We start from the raw sequence: 19,934 nt of genomic DNA, 5'->3' as shown, positions 1-19,934 counted from the left end.
TGGTCAGCCGGGCTGCCGCGACCGGCTCGCCTAGCTGGGCTTGGGTGCTACCGGGGGCGGCGTGGTGGCACTGAAAAATTCGCGGAAATGCTGCTGGACGCTGGCTTCGCAGGCCTTGCAGCCGGAGGGCTCGGGGTCGTACAGGGCTTTGGGCCAGTTCGCGGCGCCCGGCAGCACGCTGCTGGTGACGTCGATGCCGGCTGCGCGCAGGCGTCCGGCAAAAGTCAGCGCCTCGTCGCGCATGGCATCGTCCTGGCCCACCAGCACCAGGGCCGGCGCCAGGGCCGACAGCCGGAGCGATCCGCTCGGCACGGCGTAGGGGTGCATCGCGTTCGACGGGCAGCTCAGGTACTTTTCCCAGCCCGTGGCCCAGCGGCATTCGGCCGAGTCGTTGGTGGCCTTGCGCAGCGATGCCGTGCCCGCGCACGGGTCGAGCATGGGCGACAGCAGGATCTGCCCGGCCAGCGGCGGATGCGCCCGGTCGCGGGCGATCAGCGCCACCCCGGCGGCCAGGTTGCCGCCGGCCTCTTCGCCGGCCAGGTACACCTGGGCACCCTTGCCGCCGAGCTTCGCGCGCTGCTTGTAGAGCCATTCGAGCGCGGCATAGCCCACCTCGATGGGCTCGGGGAACGGGGATTCGGGCGCCAGCGGATAGTCCACCGACACCACCACCGCGCCGGCACCGGCCAGCAGCCGGGCCACGTTGCGGCCGTTGTCCAGGTTGCCGCAGATGAAGGTGCCGCCATGGAAATGCAGCACCAGCGGCACCGTTTCACCCCGCGGGCGCAGCCCGTAGATCCGGGCGCCCACGGGCTCGCGGCCGGGCAGCTCGATCGAGAGATCGGCTTCCACGCCTTGCGCCGCGGCAAGGGCAGCGGTTTCGGCAGAGCGGGACGACGGACGGGGTGACATGGAGGCAACCTCAGGAGGATTGGCGATAGTCGAAATATAAGGCGGCCAGTGTGGCGTTAAACAGGCAAGCTGCCCCTACTCTGTTTCCAAACGGCTAACAATCCGGGAAACGCTGGGGGATTGTCACCTTGTGTGAGAATCCGCGTCCTCTCGGCAATGGCCGGGCTCCCAGGAACATTCATCAATGGATCAAATCCAGGCAATGCGGATCTTTGTCCGCGTGGTGGAAGCGGGGCACGTTCACCCGGGCCGCGGACTCGCTCGCCCTGCCCAAGGGAACGGTCACCAAGCAGATCCAGGCGCTGGAATCGCGCCTGCGGGTGAAGCTGCTCAACCGCACCACGCGGCGCGTCACGGTCACGCCCGACGGCGCGGCCTACTTCGAGCGCGCGGCGCGCCTGCTGAACGACTTCGACGACATCGAGGCCAGCATGACCAACGCGCAGGCCAACCCCACGGGGCGGCTGCGCATCGACATCGGCACTTCGGTGGCGCGGCTGATCATCCTGCCCGCGCTGGCCACCTTCTGCGACCGCTATCCGGACATCCAGGTCGACCTGGGCGTGAGCGACCGTCCGGTCGACCTCATCAGCGACAACGTCGACTGCGTGATCCGGGCCGGCGAACTGAGCGACCAGTCGCTGGTGGCCCGGCGCATCGGCACCCTGCACTTCGTGACCGTGGCGTCGCCTGCGTACGTCAAGCGCTACGGCGTTCCGCAGCATCCGAACGACATCGAGAAGCGGCACCACGTGGTGAGCTACTTTTCGGGCAGCACGCGGCGCATCTACCCGCACGAGTTCAAGAAGGGCGACGAATACATCGAGCTCAACGGCCCCTACCGCGTGTCGGTCAACGAGAGCAACGCCCACATGGCGGCGGTGCTCGGCGGCTTCGGCATTTCACAGTGCATCACCTTCATGGCCGAGCCGCTGCTGGAAAGCGGCGAACTGATCGAGGTGCTGCCCGACTGGCAGCGCGAGCCGCTGCCGATCCATGTGGTCTACCCGCCCAACCGCCACCTGAGCGCGAAGGTGCGGGCGTTCGTGGATTGGGCGGCCGAGCTGTTCGCGAAGAATCCGCGGCTGCAGCGGCGCTGAAGTCCGCCTGCCGCGCCTCAGGCGACCGCGGCGAAGACCGGTTCGCAACGCACCTCGGTCTTCACCGAGTTGGCGATGAAGCACTCCTCGTGCGCCCGGTGGTGCATGTGTTCGACCTGATCGCGCGTGGGCAGGTTCGCGCCAGAGAAGCTCACCTCCGGCCGAAGCGTGACCACCGTCATCGCGAGCTTGCCTTCGGCGTTCTTTTCCATGAGGCCGCTCGCCGCGTCGAAGTAGCGGTCGACATTGAACTTGCGCTTCACCGCCATGGTGAGGAACCACAGCATGTGGCAGCTCGAGAGCGATGCGACAAAGGCCTCTTCCGGGTCGACCGCCGCCGCATCGGACATGGGCAGCGGCACCACGTGCGGCGACGAGGAGCCCGGCACTTCCGCGCCGCCATCGAAGCGCAGCGAATGCCTTCTGCTGTAGGTGTTGCCGAGGAAGTCCTGGTCGCCTCGCTGCCAGAGGATTTCTGCGGTGTACTGGGCCATGCCTTGCTCTCCTGCGCCAATGGGGGAGCACCATTCTGCGTCAGAAGAAGGCGGCGAGCCTGATCAGCAACGGCACCAGCAGCGCCGTCGCGATGCCGTTGAGTCCCAAGGCCAGCGCAGAGAAAGCGCCGGCCGTTTCGTTCACCTGGATGGCCCGCGCAGTGCCGATGCCGTGCGCCGCCATGCCCACCGCAAAGCCGCGCACCGCGGGTTCCCTGATGCGCAGCAGGTTCAAGAGGCCAGTGGCCATGATGGCACCCGAGATGCCCGCGACTGCCGCCGCCACCGCGGCCAGCGACGGCAGCCCGCCGATCTTCTCGGCCACGCCCATCGCGATCGGCATGGTGGCCGACTTGGGCGCGAGCGACATCAGCAGTTCGTGCGATCCGCCCAGCGCCCAGGCAATGCCGATGGCCGACACGATGGCCGCCACCGAGCCCACCAGCAGCGCCACGCCAATGGGCAGCCACAGCCGCCGCAGCCGCCCGAGCTGGCCATACAGCGGCACGGCCAGCGCCACGGTGGCCGGTCCGATCAGGAAGTGCACGAACTTGGCGCCTTCAAAATACGTGTCGTAAGGCGTGCGCGTGACGAGCAGCACGCCCACGATGACGATCACCGACACCAGCACCGGATTCACCGCCGGGTTGGCGCCGCTGCGCCGGTGCAGCCACAGCGCGCCCAGGTAGGCCAGCAGCGTGAGCGACAGCCACAGCAGCGGCGACTGCGCAAGAAAAACCCAGATCTCGGACAGCTTTGCGGGCGGGGTCATTCGGCATCCTTGCCGGTGATGCGGATCATCCAGCGCAAGGTGAGCGCGGTCACAGCCATGGTGAAGGCCGCGCCCACAATGCCGGCCGCAAGGAACGGAAGCCATTCGCGCCCCACCCGTTCGAAGTGCAGCATGACGCCGGTCACCGCCGGGATGAACAGCAGCATGAGGTTGCGCAGCAGATGGCCCGAGGTCTCGCTCAATGCCTCGGGCACGCCGCCGCGCACGAGCAGCACGACGAACAGCAGCAGCATGCCGATCAGCGGACCGGGAATCGGCAGGCCCAGCCACTGCACGAGCAGTTCGCCGGCCAGTTGGCAAAGAAAGAGCGCGGTGATGGCGTAGAGCATGCGGATGTCCTGGCTTTCAAGGTTCGGCCGAAGCCGCGGCGCGCGTCCAGGCCTCCTTGAGCGCCTGCTGGCTCTGCGGCGGCAGCACGCCGAGCCGAACATGGCCCGGCAGGCCGAATGATGCACAGTCGCGCAGCTTGATGCCATCGGCGCGCAGCGCGGCGGCCAGCCGCGGGTAAGGCGCATCGGTGCGCGCGCAGAAAAAATTGGCGTCGCTCGGCAGGCACTGCCATCCCAGCGATTCGCAGAGGGCGCGCTGCTGCGCTTTCCATTCGCGCAGGGTGCGCAGGCTTCGGGCGAGCCAGGCTTGTGCCTCGTCGCCGATCCAGGTCTCGAGCAGCGCCACGCCGTGGGCGCCCACCGGCCACGAGGGAGCCAGCCGCTCGAGGCGCTGCTTCAGCGGCGCGGCGGCATCGCCTTCGGGTGCGATGGCATAGGCGGCGCGGATGCCCGTCAGGCCCATGGCCTTGTTGGGCGTCCACAGCTGCCAGACGCGGTTGCGCTGCGCCGCGTCGAGCGATGCCCCGCCTTCGAGGCGCAGCGGTTCGTAGGCCAGGTCGAGCACGCAGGCGCCGCCGGCCGCTGCATGCAGCGCAAGATCGGCCTGTGCCTGGCCCAGCGGGCTCGAAGGCTCGCAGCACCAGCGCAGCGCCGCCTCGCGGTGCGGCTGTGGAGGCCGCTGCACCTGCAAGCCCCAGGCCGACGCCGCACGCTCGTAGTCGCCATAGCTGTGCGCCGGCAACAAGACCTGCCGGCCACCGCCCTGCGCAACGGCCGCAGTGATGCGGTGAATGAACTCGCTCGCACTCGCCGCGATCACGATGCGTTCGGCAGCCACGCCGTGAAACTTAGCCAATGCGCGGCGCAGCGCCGTGTAGCCCGGGTCCGGGTAATGCGCCGCGTCGGCCGCACGCAGCGCGGCAAGCACCGCGGGGCACGGGCCCGTCGCGTTGCCGTTGGTCGAGAAATCGTGCCAGGCCGTGCCCGCGGCGTCGGGGCCGCCATGCAGCAGGTCGGTGGATGTCGTGTGTTCCGGTGTCATGCCCAGTAGGTTGCCGCGAAGATGGCCAATGATGCACAAGCGGCCGTTGCCAGCACCGCCCTGCCGCCCCATCGCGCGGCCTGCTGCGTATCGGCCGCATCGGCTGGCCGCCCCTCGGCATTCAAGGCATAGACGCCGGGCTTGGCAAGCCGCACGCCGAGCAGCAATGCCATCGCCGCCATCGGCCAGCCGCTGTTGGGCGATGGCGTGCGGCGCGCCTCGCGTGCCAGGCCCGATGGCCAGCGCCATGCCGCCAGCTCAAGCAGCAGCACCGTAAGCCGTGCCGGCAGCCACGAAAGCACGTCGTCGGCGCGCGCGGCCCATTTTCCGAACCAGTTCCAGTCGCGGCCGTTGCGCTCGCCGCGGTAGCCCCACATCGCATCGGCCGTGTTGGCGAAGCGATAGACCGCCGCGCCCGGCAGGCCCAGCAGCACGAACCAGAACAGCGGCGCCACGAGCGAATCGTTGAGGTTCTCAGCCAGCGACTCGATCGCGCTTTCGCGCACCTCGCGCTCGCCGAGGGCGCTGACGTCCCGGCTCACGAGCCGGGCGAGCTGCGCGCGGCCCGCTTCCAGCGACACGGCCAGCGCCGCCTCCACGGCAAGCACTTCGGCGCGCAGCATGCGCCATGCAAAGAGCGGCTTCAGCGCCAGGGCCAGCACCACGGCCGCTGCCCAGCCGGGCAGCCATTGCGCGGCGCTTGCCTGCAATGCCAGCGCCAGCGCGCCAACCAGCGTCGCGCCCACGCCCCAGGCCAGCGCTCCGGCCAGGAACAGCGGCAAGTCGCGCGGCTTCGCATCGGCCGCGCGCGGCGCCATGCGGGAGCCGGCCCAGCCGAGGTAGCGCCCCATCCACACCACGGGATGCCAGCGCGCGGCGGGTTCGCCCAGCCAGCGATCGACGGCCAAGGCCAGCCACAGCGCTGCGACGGTGGGCACCCGCTCAGTCCTCGATGCCGCGCTGCGCCGGAATGCCGGCCTTGAATGCGTGCTTGACCATGGCCATCTCGGTCACGGTGTCGGCCAGCTCGACGATCTCGGGCGGGCAGCGCCGGCCGGTGAGCACCACATGCACATGGCTGGGCCGCGTGCGCAGCGTTTCGAGCACGCCTTCGAGCGGCAGCCAGCCGTAGATCAGCGGATAGGTGATCTCGTCGAGCACCACCAGGAAGAACTCGCCCGAAAGAATGGCCGCGCTGGCCTTTTCCCAGCCGTCGCGCGCAAGCTGGGCCGAGTGTTCGAGGTCCTGGCTCTTCCAGCTGAAGCCGTCGCCCAGGCCTTCGATCGGAATGCCGATCTGCTCGAACATGCGGTGCTCGCCGAAGCGCGCCGAAGGCACTTTCATGAACTGGTAGATCTTCACCGCCTTGCCGCGGCCGTGCGCGCGCAGCGCCAGGCCGAAGGCCGCGGTGCTCTTGCCCTTGCCGTCGCCGGTGTTGACGATGACGACGCCGCGGCGTTCGCCTTCGGCCTTGTCGTAGGGCTTTTCGCTGGGGGGAGTTTCGATTTGCATGAGGCGGGCCCTGTATTGATGTTCATCGTCAGTTCGGCAGCGCGATCCACTGATCGGCCACGCGGTGCACGCGGATGCGGTGGTCGAACACCTGTTCGAGCGCGGCGTGGGTGGCCGGGTCGCTGCTGCCGCCGTGGTGCACCACGCGGCCATGGTTCATCACCACCAGCTCGTCGGCGGCCAGCGCCATCGGCAGTTCGTGCAGCACGCTGACCACGGTGCGGCCCTGGGCCACCAGCGTGCGCGTGGTCTGCATCCAGTCGGCCTGGTGCGGCGGGTCGAGGTTGGCAAGCGGCTCGTCCATCAGCAGCAGCTCGGCCTCGACCGCGAGCGCGCGCGCCAGCAGCACGCGCTGGCGTTCGCCGCCCGAGAGCTGGCCGAGCGGCCGTTCGCGCCAGTCCCAGGCCTGGGTGCTGCGCAGCGCGCGCTCCACGGCCTCGCGGTCGGCGATGCTCGGCGCTGCGAGCCAGCGCTGGTGCGGCAGGCGGCCGAGCATGGCGATGTCGTAGACCATCAGGTCATCAGCGCTGCCCTCGCCCGCCGCGCCACTCTGGCCCAGCCACGAAAGGCGCTGCGCGCGGATGCGGCCCGGCACCCTGGCCGATGCCTCGCCGAAAAGAAAGACTTCGCCGCGGTGTGCGAGCAGGCCCGCCAGCGCCTTGAGCAGGGTCGACTTGCCCGCGCCGTTGGGCCCGACCACGCTGGTCCAGCGCGCGGCACCGAGCTTCAGGTCGATGCCGTGCAGCACCTCGGCATTGCCGAGCGTGGCGCTCAAGCCGCGGGCTTCGAGTGCGGGGATCTGGCTCATGCCACACCACTCCGTGCGCCGCGCCTGTGCATCAGCCACAGCAGATAGCTGCCGCCGAGCACGGCCGTGAGCACGCCCACTGGCAGTTCCTGCGGCGCGACGAGCCAGCGTGCCAGCAAATCGGCCGCCATCAGCAGCAGGCCGCCCATCGCGGCCGACAGCACGATCAGTCCCGCGTGCGTGGTCTTGACCACGGAGCGCACGAGGTGCGGCGCGGCCAGGCCCACGAAGGCAATGAGGCCGGTCTGCGCCACGGCCGCGCCGGTAGCCAGCGCAAGCACCACCACCAGCGTGGCGCGCATCGCGCCCAGCGGCAGGCCCAGGCTGCGGGCCGTCGCTTCGCCGAGCGCAAGGCCGTCGAGCACCGGTGCAAGCGCCCAGCCCAGCAGCAGGCACACCGCGCCGACCGCGGCCATCACCGCGCAGGCGCTCCAGCCGACCAGGCCGGTGCTGCCGAGGATGAAGCCCTGGATGGCCTGCAGGATGTCGGCCGAGGCGATGGTGATCAGGTCCTTGGCGGCGCCGAGCACCACGCCGACGATCACGCCCGCGAGCAGCAGCCGCAGCGTCTGCTGCACGCCGCGCGCGAGCACCAGCGTGAGCATCACCGCGCACACCGCGCCCACGAAGGCCGCGCCGGTGAGCCCGAGGCGCATCGCCCATTGCGTGCTGGCGGCCGAGCCACCGAACAGCAGCAGCGCCACCGCCACGCCCAGCGAGGCGCCCGAGGCGCTGCCCAGCAGATAAGGGTCGGCCAGCGGATTGCGGAACAGCCCCTGCGCCACCGAACCCGCGAGCCCGAGCAGCGCGCCCGCGAGCCAGGCGCCCAGCGTGCGCGGCAGCCGGATGTCCCAGACGATGCGCAGCGCCACCGGATCGCGCCACGCCGCCCGCAGGCTTTCGAAGCCGGTGCTGCCGATGCCCAGCCCGAGCACCGCCAGCGCGCCGCCCAGGCCCAGCAGGGCAATGCCGAACAGCCAGACGCGGCGTTGATGTTTGGTGTGCATGAAGATGCCGCGGCTCAGCCGGCCTTCTCCGCGATACAGCGCGCCATCAGCCGTGCGGCCTCGTCCATGCGCGGGCCGGGGCGCACGAGCACGTCCGACTGCGCGGCGTCGAAGCGGCAGATGCGCCCTTCGCGCACTGCGCGGATGCCGCCCCAGCCCGGGCGCTGCTCCATGCCCGCCGCGCTGCGCACGCTGACCATGATGAGATCGGGATTGGCGCGCACCACGTACTCGGGGTTGAGCTTGGGAAAGGGCCCGAGCGAAGCCGGCACGATGTTCTTCATGCCCAGCCGCGTGAGCGTCTCGCCGATGAACGACGACTCGCCCGCCGCGTAGGGCGCGCTGTTGACCTCGAAGTAGACGCGCTGGCCCTTCGCGCCGGCCGGCAGCGACTGTGCCGCGGCCGACACGCCGGCATCGATCACGCGCCAGATGTTCGGCGCCTCGCGGGTGCCGAGCACCTGGTCGAGCTTGTCGAGCACGCGCCGCACGTCGGCGTGGCTCTTGGGTTCGAGCACCAGCACCTTGAGGCCCAGCGCCTCGAGCCGCTGCGTCACGCGCGAGGACTTGGCGAGCAGCACCGCATCGGGCCGCAGCGCCACGATGGCTTCGACGTTCGGGTCGAGCCCACCGCCCAGTTGCGGCAGGGCGCGCACCGCGTTCGGCGAGTTGGAATAGTTGTCGACGCCCACCAGGCGGGAACACGCGCCCAGCGCGCAGACCCCTTCGGTCAGCGACGGCAGCAGCGTGACGATGCGCTGCGGCGGCTGCGGCAGGCTCACCGTCACGCCGCGCTCGTCGACCACGTCGAGGGCGTGCGCGGCCAGCGCAAAAAGGCCAAGGCCAAGGGCCGCCGAAAAACACCGGATCCAGCGGGCTGTCATGCGGGCGCCTTCAAGGTCAGCGGCAAGCCGGCCGCCATCAGCGTGACCCGGCCGCAGGCGGCCGCCACGTCCTGGTTCATGCGGCCCAGCGCATCGACGAAGGCCCGCGTTTCGCGGCCGAGCGGAATCACGCCCAGGCCGATCTCGTTGCCGACCAGCACCACCGGTCCGCGCGCTTCGCGCAGCGCCACGAGCAGCATCGCGGCATGCGCCGCCGGCGTGCGCGTGACCGGCCGCGCGGTCTCGGAGCGCAGCGGCATCAGCAGGTTGGTGAGCCAGAGCGTGAGGCAGTCGACCACCACCAGCGTCTCGGGCGAACTCTGGGTGACGATGGCGCGCGCCAGCTCGACCGGTTCTTCCACGGTTCGCATGGCCGGCACGCGGCGCGCGCGGTCGGCCTGGTGGCGCACGATGCGCTCCCGCATCTCGTCGTCATGGGCCTGGGCGGTGGCAATCAGCACGGCGCGGCGCAATGCGGGCGCCTCGGCCAGCCACTCGGCGGCGCGCTGTTCGGCGCGGCGCGACTTGCCGCTCTTCTGGCCGCCGAGGATGAATTCGTGTTCAACGGGCATGCGTATCGATCTCCGAGTTCTCGCGTTCCAGCTCGATCGGCATCGCGCCGAACAGCCGGGCGGTGGCTTCGGGGCTGGACGCGAACCACGCATGAAAATAGCTCGCCCGCACCGGGCCGTGCACGTAGAAGGCCTCTCCGGTGCGGGCATCCGCGCCCGGCCTGCCGGTGAAGGCCGCCGGCACCAGCGGCGTTTCGCAGCTCGAATAGTGAAAGGTGTGGCCGCGCAGCGTGTGGGCGCCCAGCTTGAGCTGCTGCGGCCCGAGGCCGGCGAGCCGCCTGTGCATCGCGACCCGGCCCGGCAGCAGGCCCCAGAGTGCGTGCAATGCGCCATCGGCCGTTTCCAGTTGCTCGAACAACGACATCATGCCGCCGCACTCGGCCCATACCGGCTTGCCCGCAATGACATGCGCGGCCAGCGACGCGCGCATGGAATCGCTGGCGGACAGCGCCTTGGCATGCAGCTCGGGATAGCCGCCGGGCAGCCAGAGCGCATCGCATGCGGGCAGCGCGTCGCCGGCAAGCGGAGAGAAGAACACGACCCGCGCACCCAGCGCCGCGAGCACATCGAGGTTGGCCGGATAGATGAACGCAAAAGCCGCATCGCGTGCGACCGCGACGGTGCGGCCCTGCAGCAGCGGATCGATGCGCACCGGCGGCTCGGCCGCAGCAGCTTCGAAGCGCACCTGCGGCCATTCGGCAAGCGGCCGCTTGCCAAGGGGCGTGGCGGCCATCGCATCGGCGGCCGCATCGAGCCGCGCCATTGCGTCGCCGAGTTCATGTGCGGCGACCAGGCCCAGGTGCCGCTCGGGCAGCTCGAAATCGGCGCCGCGCGGCAGGCCGCCGAGCCATTGCGCCGGTTCGCGCAAGGCCTCCTTCAGCATGCCGGCATGCCGCTCGCTCGCCACGCGGTTGGCCAGCACACCGGCCCAGGGCAGCGCGGGGCGGAAGTTCTGCAACCCGTACGCCAGTGCGCCGAAGGTGCCAGCCATGGCTTGCGCATCGATCACGGCCAGCACCGGCAGGCCGAAGCGCTCGGCCAGGTCCGCGGCACTGGGGTTGCCGTCGAACAGACCCATGACGCCTTCGACGATCAGCAGGTCGGCTTCGGCCGCTGCCGCATGCAGCCGGCTGCGGCAATCCGCCTCGCCGGTCATCCAGAGGTCGAGCGAATGCACCGGCGCGCCGCTGGCGAGCGCCAGCCAGTACGGATCGAGGAAGTCGGGCCCGCACTTGAAGACCCGCACGCGCCGGCCCTGGCGCGCATGCAGCCGCGCCAGCGCGGCCGCCACGGTGGTCTTGCCCTGCCCAGAGGCCGGCGCCGCCACCAGCACGGCGGCGCAGCTGTGCGCAGCGATCGGTCCGCTGTTGGCGCCGGGCTGGCTTATTGCGGTGTCCACTTCAGGCCGATGTAGGCATTGCGGCCGCCGGTGGCGTAGCCGCGTGCAAGCGTGTAGTCCTTGTCGCCCACATTGTCGACGCGGGCCACCAGGCCGATGTCGCGTGTGATCTGCGTGCTGGCCACCAGGTTCAGCACGGTATAGCCGCCCAGGGTGCGCGTGTTGGCCGCATCGTCGAAGCGCTTGCTCGACGATTGCAGCTCGGCGCCCAGCGTCCAGCCGGCGATGCGCCAGTCGGCCCCCAGCGTGCCGTGGCGTCGCGCGCGGCGTGCGAGGAGGTTGTCGGTTTCCAGGTCGCGCGGATCCTGGAAGTCGACCGATGCGCGCAGGGTCAGGTCGCCGATGCGGTGGCCGCCCGACAGCGTCACGCCCTGGTAGCGGGCACGCGCCGCGCTGGCATAGCAGCCGAAGCCGGAGCGGCAGTTGGTGGCCGAGCCGTCGAACACGATCAGGTTGTTGACGCGGTTCTGGTAGACGACGATGCCCGCATGCGTGCCGCCGTCGGTGTACTGCAGGCCGAGCTCCACGTTGCGGCTCGACTCGGGCCTGAGGCTTGCCGTGCCGTATTCGCTGAAGCGCTGGTACAGCGTGGGTGCGCGGAAGGCCGTGCCGGCCGAGACGGTGGCGCGCAGCCTGGGCGTGATCGCGTAGCCATACGCCGCGCTGCCGGTGGTCTTGCCGCCGAATTCGCTGTCGTCGTCATGGCGCACGTGCAGCTGGAGCGAATGCGCGCCCTGCACGAAGCCGTAGCCGAGCGAGACCGCATCCTGCGATCGCTTGTTCGAGAACAGGCCGCTGCTGGTGGTGGGCGCATTCTCGAGCGCGTCTTCGCGCCGCTCGAGCGTGGCCGTCACCAGGTGCGGGCCGAAGCGGAACTCGTTCTGGAACAGATAGCCGCGCAGATTGGTCTCGGTGCGGTAGAACGAAGGCTGCGTCTTGTAGACCGACTGCGAATCGGTAACCTGCACGCGCGTGCTGTAGATGTCGTTCCACTTGGCCGACCACGAGAGCCCGGCCGTGCGCAGCGTGTTGTTCGAGATGTCGTTCTTGAACAGGATCGGCGGCCGGGTCCTGAAGCTGACTGGCGCGTCGTAGCCGGCCTCGATGTCGCTGTACAGCAGCGTGGCTTCCAGCCGCTGGTTCGGGGCGAGCTGATAGCCCAGCCGCAGGTTGCCGGAATTGCTGTGGTAGCCGTCACGGTCGGGGCTGGTGAAGCCGTCCTTCGAGGGCGTGCGCTTGTCCATCGGCAGCACGTTGAAGCCCCTGCTTTCCTCGTGCGCCACACCCAGCGAGTAGTCGAAATCGCCCGACTTCCCGCTCACGCCCGCCTCGGCCTTGCGCAGGCCATGGCTGCCGAAGCCGATGCCCGCATAGGGCGCCACGCCCTCTTCGCCACGTCGGGTGAAGAGCTGGATCACGCCGCCCACGGCATCGGAGCCGTACACCGCGGCGGCCGGGCCGCGCAGCACTTCGATGCGGTCGATCTGCGAGAGCGGAATGCTTTCCCAGCCGGCACCGCCGGTCGATTGCGAATCGACGCGCACGCCGTCGATGTAGACGGCCGTGAAGCGCGTCTCGGCGCCGCGGATGTACAGGCTGGTGGTGTTGCCCACGCCGCCGTTGCGCGTGATCTCGATGCCCGGCAGGCGCGCCAGCACATCGGCCACGCCGACTGCGCCGCTGCGCTCGATGGTCTGGCGGTCGACCACGGACACGTCGCCCACCAGGTCCGACAGCGGCTGCGGCGTGCGGTTGGCCGTGACCACGGTTTCGCCGAGTGCCGGCGCTGCCTGCTGGGCGTGCGCGATCGAGGGCAACTGAAGCAGTGCCATGCCGCCGAAAGCAGAGGCCAGCGCAAGCGGCAGGCAGGCAAGGCGGCGACGGCGCGCAGGAACGCGGCCGAGGAAAAGGGAACCACAGGAATTCATGAAGGGACCGAACGAACGTCTATGCCCGTCGCCGGCCTCCCCGCCAGCGCTTGGGCGCAATGGCTGCCTCTTGCATCGACAATCGATCGCGCATGCGGCAGCCGCCTCGTTGGCCGGTATCCGGGCTGGCAGTGCGGCCTCACCGCCTTCCCAGGTGCCTGTTTCAGGGCACCCAGTGGCTCGATGGATGAGGTTGACGCTTGCGGCGTCGACTGCTTGACCGTTGCGGGGGCAGCGCAGGCGGCTTCGGCCTTGTCCGTTTCCGGGGGGCGTTCACTCCTGCTTCCCGTTGAACCGCGGCGTGTGAACCACGCCGCAGGCACCAACGCGCAGGATTTTAGGGCCTGCGCCGGCACGGTAAGCCAAAAGTTGCGCCGCCCGTGGCCGGCCGGGGAAACTACAATCGCCAACCATGCCCGCCTCCAGCCCCATCGACCAGATCGCCGAGCGTGTGGAACGCCTGCTCGTGCGTCATGAAGAGGTGCAGCGCACCAATGCGCTGCTGCAGGAGCAGGTCGAAGCGCTCACGCGCGAGCGCGACGCGCTGAAGTCGCGGCTGGCCGCGGCCCGCACGCGGCTCGATGCACTGCTCGAGCGGCTGCCGGCCGAACCCCCTTCCCAAGATTCCCCCGCATGAAGCAGATTGAAGTTCAGATCATGGGCCAGAGCTATCTGCTCGGCTGCCCCGACGGCGGCGAGGCGCAACTGCGCGAAGCCGTCGAGCGCGTGGACGCAGCCATGTGCAAGATCCGCGATGCGGGCAAGGTGAAGGCACGCGACCGCATCGCGGTGCTCGCTTCGCTGAACCTGGCTTTCGACCTGGCCGCACAGCAAGCGGCCGCGCCGGTTTCCGTGGCTGCGGCTCCCGCGGCAGACGGCGGCGACGCCGATTCCCGGGCCGCCCAACTCATTCAGAAACTCGATCAGGCCCTCGCGGGCGATGACCATTTACTCTGACCGGAAGCGCCCCGGTCGCCGGAGGCGTAAAATCCGAACTGTCTGCGGTGCGCGTCGGGCTTAATATTTCCTTGTTCCAATGCTCTCCGGAGCCGGGCTTGGTACATCGCTTGACGGGTGTGATCATCTCGCGTTAGATGAACCCGAAGTCTTGCTGCCCTCGCCCACCTGAACCCTGGTTCAGGATGCGGGTTCGGCGCCCACTTGCAGACACCTTTTTCCGTTCACACGGCCCCTGCATGCGCTGCACGGGGCCGTTGCTTTTTTTCAAGGCTCCGCTGCGTGACTTCCCTGCTCGACCCTCTCCTGATCGCCGAACTGGCCGCGCTTGGCCTGGGGACCGGTTTCCTGGCGGGGCTGCTGGGCATCGGCGGCGGGATGCTCATGGTGCCGTTCATCACGATCATCATGGGGCACCGCGGGGTGGCTTCCGATCTTGCAGTGAAGATGGCCATTGCCACCTCGATGGCCACGATCATCTTCACCTCGGTGTCCAGCGTGCGCGCGCACCACAAGCGCGGCGCGGTGCGCTGGGACATCGTGCGGCGCCTCGCGCCCGGCATCGTCATCGGCAGCCTGCTGGGCAGCCTCGGCGTGTTCGCGCTGCTCAAGGGCACGGTGCTCGCCATCGTCTTCGCGCTGTTCGTGGGCTTCTCCGCCACGCAGATGTTCCTCGACCGCAAGCCCGAGCCCACGCGCCAGATGCCGGGCACCGCGGGGCAACTGTCGGCGGGCGGCGCCATCGGTTTCATCTCGGGCCTGGTCGGCGCGGGCGGCGGCTTCGTCAGCGTGCCATTCATGACCTGGTGCAACATCTCCATCCACAACGCCGTGGCCACCAGCGCCGCGCTCGGCTTTCCGATTGCGGTGGCCAACGTGCTGGGCTACGTGGTGAGCGGGCAGTCGGTGCAGGGCCTTCCGGCCGGCTCGTTCGGCTACATCTGGCTGCCCGCGCTCGCGGTCATCGCGCTGTGCAGCGTGCTCACCGCGCCGCTGGGCGCGAAGGCGGCGCACAACCTGCCGGTGAAGAAGCTCAAGCGCGTCTTCGCGAGCATCCTGTACCTGCTTGCGGCCTACATGCTCTGGAAGGGCCTGCAGGGCTAGAAGAGGATCTTGAAAGCCCCTCGGGTCTGGGGTGAAACCCGTTGCGATGCCCGGGCCCTGGCCGTATAACGGGCTCATGAAAATCCTCATCGCCGTCGATGGCAGCGCCTATACGCACAAGGCGCTCAACTACCTGCTGGCCAACCGCGCCATGTTCGTGGATGGCCATGAACTGGTCATCGTGCATGTCTCCACCGGCGTCTCGGGCCACGTGGCCCGCCACCTCAGCAAGGAGGTGATCGCCGACTACTACGCCGAAGAAAACGCCAAGGTGCTCGACCCCGTGGCCGCATTGCTGGCGGAAAATGGCGTGAGCAACTACACGATCGACAAGCGCCACGGCCACGCGGCCGAGGAAATCCTCAAGGCGGCGGCCGCGGCGCACTCGGAACTCATCGTGCTCGGCACCCATGGCCACGGCATCTTCGGCCGCGCGCTGATGGGCTCGGTGGCCACCAAGGTGATCTCCGAGACCGACATCTCGGTGCTGCTCGTGCAGTAGCGGCGAGCGTTCTCCTCTTCCATTGGATGCGCTGCCGCCGCCACTCGCGCGGCAAGCAGCGGAAGCGCTCGCGGAACGCGCGGCTGAAGTGCGCCGCATCGCTGAAGCCGCGGCCGTAGGCAATGTCGGCCACCGGCCGGCCAGGCGCGGCTTGAGCAGGTCGCGGCTGCAGGCTTCCTGGGCACGGCGTAGAGGTCCCCTCATTCCGGGGATGCCGTAGGATGCGCGGCCCTACACAAAGGCAAAGGCAAGGACCCCGACCATGTGGAGCGATCTCGACAGCCTCGTCGAAGCCTCGATGCAGGAATGGAAAGTGCCCGGGCTCGCGCTGGCCGTCATCCAGGACGGCGAGATCGCCGTGCTCAAGGGCTACGGCGTGCGCGACACCGACACGGACCTGCCCGTGACCATCGACACGCAATTTTTGCTGTGCTCGATCACCAAGTCGTTCACCGCGGCCGGACTCGGCCTGCTGGTGGACGAACGCAAGCTCGACTGGGAGCGGCCGGTGCGCGAGGTGATTCCCGAATTCCGCCTGCACGATCCGGTGGCGACCGAGCGGCTGACGGTGCGCGACCTGCTGTGCCACCACAGCGGGCTGCCGCGGCACGACTGGATCCACATGCCCGGCGACCTGAGCAACGCGCAGATGCTGGCCGCGCTCAGACACCTGGCGCCGAACAAGGACCTGCGCGACACCTTCCAGTACTCGAACCTCGGCTACCTGGTCGCCGGGATGGTCACCGAGCGCATCAGCGGCCAGAGCTACCAGGACTTCACGACCGAGCGCCTGATGAAGCCGCTGGGCTTCAGCCATTTCGGCTTCTCCATCGAGGCCCTCGCGGCTGCCGAAGACGCTGCGCGTCCGCATGCGATGGACGGCGACGAGCGGTATCGCACGCCGCTGTCGCCGATCCGCGCAACGCCGGCCGGCGGCATCAACGCCTCGGTGGCCGATCTTGCGAAGTGGGCGCGCTTTCTCCTCGATGGCAAGGCGCATGGACAGCAACTGCTTTCGACCCAGGCGCTGCGCGAAATGACGATCCCGCGCGTGCACATGGGACGCTCCCAATACGCCGAGATCGGCGACTCGCACTACGGCCTCGGCCTCTTCTGCGAGCAGTACCGCGGCGAGCGCACCGTCGCGCACTCGGGCTCGTGGACCGGCTGGAGCACGCTCATGACGATGCAGCCCGACCGCCGCGCGGGCGTCGTGGTGCTGACGAACCGCACGCCGGGGAGCGTCCAGGCGATCCTCACCTATGCGGTGCTCGACCGCATCTGCGGCCGCGAGCCGGTCGACTGGTTCGGGCGTCTGGCACCCAAGCGCAAGCAGGCCCTCGAACAGCAGGCGCTCGACAAGAACGCGAGAGCGGAAGTCCGCAGGAGCGGAACCCACCCGAGCCATCCGCTCGACGACTACGTCGGCGACTACGATCACTCGGCCTATGGACGCCTGCGCATCGACAGGGAAGCGGACGGGCTCGCCTGGCGCTGGCGCGGTGTCGAGGAGAAGCTCGAGCACCGCCATTACGACGTGTTCATCACCCCGGACCGGCCGACGGTGCTGCACCCCAGCAACCGGACGTTCACCTTCCGCTACGACCGGCAAGGCCGCATCGATCGCATCGAGATACCGTTCGAGGAAATGGTGGACGACATCGTGTTCCATCGCGCCGCCGCCGGCGACGTGCTGGACCCGGCGTTCCGGCGGCTGTGCGCCGGCGACTACCTGCACAGCGGCCGCGTGATCGAGATCAGGCTCGACGCGCGGGGCGAGCTCGGCATGACGATCCCGGGCCAGCCGACCTTACGCCTGCTGCCGGCCGACGGACGCAGCTTCCGCGTCGATACGCTCGAGGGCTTTGGCGTGGAATTCCGCCGGCCTTCACCCGATGCGGTGGACGCGCTCATCTTCCACGAACCTCGCGTCACCGCCCTCGCACCGAGGATGGCGAAGACTTAGGCGAACAACCCCTTGTGCTGCTCCCGCAGCAGCGCCTTCTGCACCTTGCCCATGGTGTTGCGCGGCAGCTCGGGCACGACGAAGCAGCGCTTGGGAATCTTGAAGTTCGCGAGCTTCGACTTGAGTTCCGCCACGATGGCATCGGCGTCGAGTGCCCCGCCCGCCTTGGCGATCACGATGGCCACGCCCACCTCGCCGAAGTCGGGGTGCGGCACGCCGACCACCGCGCTTTCGGCAACGCCGGGCAGCTCGTTGATGTAGCCCTCGATCTCGGCCGGGTAGACGTTGTAGCCGCCGCTGATGATCAGGTCCTTGCTGCGCCCGACGATGGTGATGTAGCCGCGGCCGTCGATCTTGCCGACGTCGCCGGTCTTGAAGAAACCATCGGCGGTGAACTCTTCCTTCGTTTTCTCCGGCATGCGCCAGTAGCCCGCGAACACGTTCGGGCCGCTGACCTGGATGTTGCCGATCTCGTCGGTGGTGCAGTCGCGGCCGGTGTCGTCGCGCACGCGCAGCTGCACGCCCGGCAAGGCGAAGCCCACCGTGCCGCCGCGGCGCTCGCCCTGCGCGGGGCTGTAGGGGTTGGAGGTGAGCATGATGGTCTCGCTCATGCCGTAGCGCTCGAGGATGGTGTGGCCGGTGCGTTCGCGCCATTCGTCGAAGGTCTCGATGAGCAGGGGCGCGGAACCCGCGACGAACAGCCGCATGTTGCGCACCGCCTCGCGCGTGAGGCCGGGCTCGGCCAGCAGCCGCACGTAGAGCGTGGGCACGCCCATGAACACGGTCGCCTCGGGCAGCTTCTCGACCACGCGCTTCGGATCGAACCGGGAGAGCCAGATCATCTTGCTGCCATTGAGCAGCGCGCCGTGCAGCGCAACGAAAAGGCCATGCACATGGAAGATCGGCAGCGCGTGGATCAGCACGTCGCCTTTTGTCCAGCCCCAGTAGTCCCTGAGCACTTCGGCGTTCGACAGCAGGTTGCCATGCGTGAGCATCGCGCCCTTGCTGCGGCCGGTGGTGCCGCTGGTGTAGAGGATGGCGGCCAGGTCGTCGGGATTCTTGCGCGCCACCTCATGCCGGTCGCTGCATTGCGCGGCCAGCTCCAGCAGCGTGCCGGTGCGGTCGTCGTCCAGCGTGAACACATGCCGGGTGCCCGCCACGCTGGCGATGGGCCCGACCCACGCGGCATTGCGGCTGGTGCACACCACCACGGCCGGCTCGGCGTTGCCGATGAAGTATTCGATCTCGGCGCTTTGGTAGGCGGTGTTGAGCGGCAGGAACACGTAGCCTGCGCGCAGCGTAGCGAGATAGAGAATCATCGCCTCGACCGATTTCTCGACCTGCACCGCGATGCGGGCGCCCTCCTCCAGCCCCAGCGCGCCGAACAGGTTGGCGATCATTGCGCTGGCGCGATCGAGGTCGCGCCACGAATAGAACAGCCCGTTGTCGGTTTCCACGGCAATGCCGTCGAGCTCGGCGGGAAAGGCCGCGCGCAGGGCGGCGAACAAGTTGGGATTGGCTTTCGTCTTCATCGGGGCAGGTACTACGTCGGAAATTCGGTGTGCTCTCTGGGCGTGGAAGCTCGCGGCCGCGCGCTACTCCAGCTTGGCGCCCGAGGCCTTCACCACCGCGGCCCAGCGCTTGATCTCGGAGCTCACGAAGCCGCCGTACGAAGCCATGGTGAGGCTCGGGATTTCGGAGCCGTTCTGGGCCCAGATGGCCTTGAGCTCGTCGGTCGCAAGGGCCTTCTTCATGTCGTCGACGATGCGCGCCTGCACGTCGGCCGGCGTGCCCTTGGGCGCCCACAGGCCGTACCAGGTGGTGACCGTGTAGTCGGGCAGGCCGACCTCGGCCGCGCAGGGCACGTCGGGGAACGCCGGGTTGCGCTTGCTGCCGGCCACCATCAGCGCCTTGATGCGCCCGCCCTTGATGTGCTGGGCGGAAGAGCCGAGGCCGTCGAACATCAGGTCGACGTTGCCGGCAATCAGGTCGGACAGCGCCGGCCCCGCGCCGCGGTACGGGATGTGCGTGATGAAAGTACCGGTCTGCAGCTTGAACAGTTCGCCCGCCAGGTGGTGCGAGGTGCCCGCGCCGGCCGAGCCGTAGTTGAGCTTGCCGGGATTGCGCTTGGCGGCGGCCACGAGTTCCTGCAGCGTATTGGCCGTGACGCGGCGCGGATTGACCACCACCACCTGCGGCACGTTGGCCAGCAGCATCAGCGGCACGAAGTCTTTCTCGAGGTCGTAGTCGAGCTTGGGATAGATCGATGGCGCAATGGCGTGGTGCACCGCGCCCATGAAGAGCGTGTAGCCGTCGGCCTGGGCCTTCGATGCAATGCTGGCGCCCACGGTGCCGCCGGCGCCGCCGCGGTTGTCGATGACCAGCGTCTGGCCGGTGATCTTGGCGAACTGGGCCGAGAGCGGTCGCGCGAAGGCGTCGGTGCCGCCGCCGGCCGGAAACGGCACGACCATGTTGACCGGCCGCGTCGGCCAGTTACCCCCCTGCGCACCTGCGCCGCTGCACAGAACGGCTGCACCGGCTGCGGCCAGGCGCAGTATGTCGCGTCGCTGAAAACTCTGAGTCATCTGTCATCTCCTGTCGTTGTGGATTCCGCACCATGCGGGC

At 69.0% G+C, this 19,934-nt stretch carries 20 protein-coding genes, 2 pseudogenes and 1 riboswitch; of the genes and pseudogenes, 6 read left to right on the top strand and 16 right to left on the bottom strand.

What is annotated here, in order from left to right; translation table 11 throughout:
- Positions 1–30 precede the first annotated feature (30 nt).
- Positions 31–912 (bottom strand): alpha/beta hydrolase, encoded by an 882-nt coding sequence (locus QFZ47_RS24815; RefSeq protein WP_307658165.1) that lies wholly within the window; start codon positions 910–912, stop codon positions 31–33.
- A 184-nt stretch (positions 913–1,096) separates the two neighbouring features.
- Between QFZ47_RS24815 and QFZ47_RS24810 the strand changes: the two are divergent.
- Positions 1,097–2,012: pseudogene (locus QFZ47_RS24810) on the top strand (LysR family transcriptional regulator).
- Between the two features lie 17 nt (positions 2,013–2,029).
- Here the strand turns inward: QFZ47_RS24810 and QFZ47_RS24805 are convergent.
- From QFZ47_RS24805 to QFZ47_RS24750, 12 genes are read right to left on the bottom strand one after another with little or no spacing between them, the layout of a single operon-like run.
- Positions 2,030–2,506, bottom strand: a complete 477-nt coding sequence (locus QFZ47_RS24805; protein WP_307658164.1) for an OsmC family protein — start codon at positions 2,504–2,506, stop codon at positions 2,030–2,032.
- A gap of 40 nt (positions 2,507–2,546) precedes the next feature.
- A complete protein-coding gene (locus QFZ47_RS24800) occupies positions 2,547–3,278 on the bottom strand; it encodes an LrgB family protein (protein ID WP_307658163.1) in 732 nt (243 codons plus the stop codon).
- Positions 3,275–3,628, bottom strand: coding sequence for a CidA/LrgA family protein (locus QFZ47_RS24795; protein WP_307658162.1), 354 nt, complete (start codon positions 3,626–3,628; stop codon positions 3,275–3,277). The genes QFZ47_RS24800 and QFZ47_RS24795 overlap by 4 nt, the downstream gene beginning before the upstream one ends.
- Positions 3,629–3,644: 16 nt before the next feature.
- Positions 3,645–4,670 (bottom strand): aminotransferase class I/II-fold pyridoxal phosphate-dependent enzyme, encoded by a 1,026-nt coding sequence (locus QFZ47_RS24790; RefSeq protein WP_307658161.1) that lies wholly within the window; start codon positions 4,668–4,670, stop codon positions 3,645–3,647.
- Positions 4,667–5,608, bottom strand: a complete 942-nt coding sequence (cbiB, locus tag QFZ47_RS24785) for an adenosylcobinamide-phosphate synthase CbiB (RefSeq protein WP_307658160.1) — start codon at positions 5,606–5,608, stop codon at positions 4,667–4,669. The genes QFZ47_RS24790 and cbiB overlap by 4 nt, the downstream gene beginning before the upstream one ends.
- 4 nt (positions 5,609–5,612) lie before the next feature.
- Positions 5,613–6,182 (bottom strand): cob(I)yrinic acid a,c-diamide adenosyltransferase, encoded by a 570-nt coding sequence (gene cobO / locus QFZ47_RS24780; RefSeq protein ID WP_307658159.1) that lies wholly within the window; start codon positions 6,180–6,182, stop codon positions 5,613–5,615.
- 28 nt (positions 6,183–6,210) lie between these two features.
- Positions 6,211–6,990: an ABC transporter ATP-binding protein gene (locus tag QFZ47_RS24775; protein ID WP_307658158.1), complete on the bottom strand. Its 780-nt coding sequence runs from the start codon at positions 6,988–6,990 to the stop codon at positions 6,211–6,213.
- Positions 6,987–7,997 carry a FecCD family ABC transporter permease gene (locus tag QFZ47_RS24770; RefSeq protein WP_307658157.1) on the bottom strand — a complete coding sequence of 337 codons (1,011 nt, stop codon included), beginning with the start codon at positions 7,995–7,997 and terminating at the stop codon, positions 6,987–6,989. The genes QFZ47_RS24775 and QFZ47_RS24770 overlap by 4 nt, the downstream gene beginning before the upstream one ends.
- 14 nt (positions 7,998–8,011) lie before the next feature.
- The gene (locus tag QFZ47_RS24765) at positions 8,012–8,881 is read right to left on the bottom strand and encodes an ABC transporter substrate-binding protein (RefSeq protein ID WP_307658156.1); all 870 of its coding nucleotides are present in this window, start codon (positions 8,879–8,881) and stop codon (positions 8,012–8,014) included.
- The gene (locus QFZ47_RS24760; RefSeq protein WP_307658155.1) at positions 8,878–9,453 is read right to left on the bottom strand and encodes a bifunctional adenosylcobinamide kinase/adenosylcobinamide-phosphate guanylyltransferase; all 576 of its coding nucleotides are present in this window, start codon (positions 9,451–9,453) and stop codon (positions 8,878–8,880) included. The genes QFZ47_RS24765 and QFZ47_RS24760 overlap by 4 nt, the downstream gene beginning before the upstream one ends.
- A complete protein-coding gene (locus QFZ47_RS24755) occupies positions 9,443–10,852 on the bottom strand; it encodes a cobyrinic acid a,c-diamide synthase CobB (protein ID WP_307658154.1) in 1,410 nt (469 codons plus the stop codon). The genes QFZ47_RS24760 and QFZ47_RS24755 overlap by 11 nt, the downstream gene beginning before the upstream one ends.
- Positions 10,837–12,780 (bottom strand): TonB-dependent receptor domain-containing protein, encoded by a 1,944-nt coding sequence (locus QFZ47_RS24750; protein WP_370880612.1) that lies wholly within the window; start codon positions 12,778–12,780, stop codon positions 10,837–10,839. The genes QFZ47_RS24755 and QFZ47_RS24750 overlap by 16 nt, the downstream gene beginning before the upstream one ends.
- Positions 12,781–12,874: 94 nt before the next feature.
- Positions 12,875–13,122: riboswitch (cobalamin riboswitch) on the bottom strand.
- A 70-nt stretch (positions 13,123–13,192) separates the two neighbouring features.
- Between QFZ47_RS24750 and QFZ47_RS24745 the strand changes: the two genes are divergently transcribed.
- The 4 genes from QFZ47_RS24745 (at position 13,193) to QFZ47_RS24730 (ending at position 15,343) form a co-directional block, all read left to right on the top strand.
- Positions 13,193–13,417, top strand: a complete 225-nt coding sequence (locus QFZ47_RS24745; protein ID WP_012747655.1) for a hypothetical protein — start codon at positions 13,193–13,195, stop codon at positions 13,415–13,417.
- Complete coding sequence (locus QFZ47_RS24740; protein ID WP_307658151.1) at positions 13,414–13,737, top strand: cell division protein ZapA; 324 nt, start codon at positions 13,414–13,416, stop codon at positions 13,735–13,737. The genes QFZ47_RS24745 and QFZ47_RS24740 overlap by 4 nt, the downstream gene beginning before the upstream one ends.
- Positions 13,738–14,019: 282 nt before the next feature.
- Positions 14,020–14,841, top strand: coding sequence for a sulfite exporter TauE/SafE family protein (locus QFZ47_RS24735; RefSeq protein ID WP_307658150.1), 822 nt, complete (start codon positions 14,020–14,022; stop codon positions 14,839–14,841).
- Between the two features lie 76 nt (positions 14,842–14,917).
- Positions 14,918–15,343, top strand: a complete 426-nt coding sequence (locus QFZ47_RS24730) for a universal stress protein (protein ID WP_307658148.1) — start codon at positions 14,918–14,920, stop codon at positions 15,341–15,343.
- A 22-nt stretch (positions 15,344–15,365) separates the two neighbouring features.
- Here QFZ47_RS24730 and QFZ47_RS24725 read toward each other — a convergent pair.
- Positions 15,366–15,529 (bottom strand): annotated as a pseudogene (locus QFZ47_RS24725) (helix-turn-helix domain-containing protein); the annotation flags it as partial.
- Between the two features lie 76 nt (positions 15,530–15,605).
- Between QFZ47_RS24725 and QFZ47_RS24720 the strand changes: the two are divergent.
- Complete coding sequence (locus tag QFZ47_RS24720) at positions 15,606–17,309, top strand: serine hydrolase (RefSeq protein ID WP_307658147.1); 1,704 nt, start codon at positions 15,606–15,608, stop codon at positions 17,307–17,309.
- Here QFZ47_RS24720 and QFZ47_RS24715 read toward each other — a convergent pair.
- Together QFZ47_RS24715 and QFZ47_RS24710 are read right to left on the bottom strand one after the other, a co-directional pair.
- Entirely contained in the window at positions 17,306–18,841 is a 1,536-nt protein-coding gene (locus QFZ47_RS24715; RefSeq protein ID WP_307658146.1) for a malonate--CoA ligase, read from the bottom strand. The genes QFZ47_RS24720 and QFZ47_RS24715 overlap by 4 nt on opposite strands.
- Before the next feature lie 63 nt (positions 18,842–18,904).
- The gene (locus QFZ47_RS24710) at positions 18,905–19,894 is read right to left on the bottom strand and encodes a Bug family tripartite tricarboxylate transporter substrate binding protein (protein WP_307658145.1); all 990 of its coding nucleotides are present in this window, start codon (positions 19,892–19,894) and stop codon (positions 18,905–18,907) included.
- Positions 19,895–19,934 lie beyond the last annotated feature (40 nt).

It is taken from the genome of Variovorax paradoxus, assembly GCF_030815975.1.
In the GTDB taxonomy this organism is placed as follows: Bacteria; Pseudomonadota; Gammaproteobacteria; order Burkholderiales; family Burkholderiaceae_C; genus Variovorax; species Variovorax paradoxus_N.
This window is presented reverse-complemented; position numbering and strand designations above follow the sequence as displayed.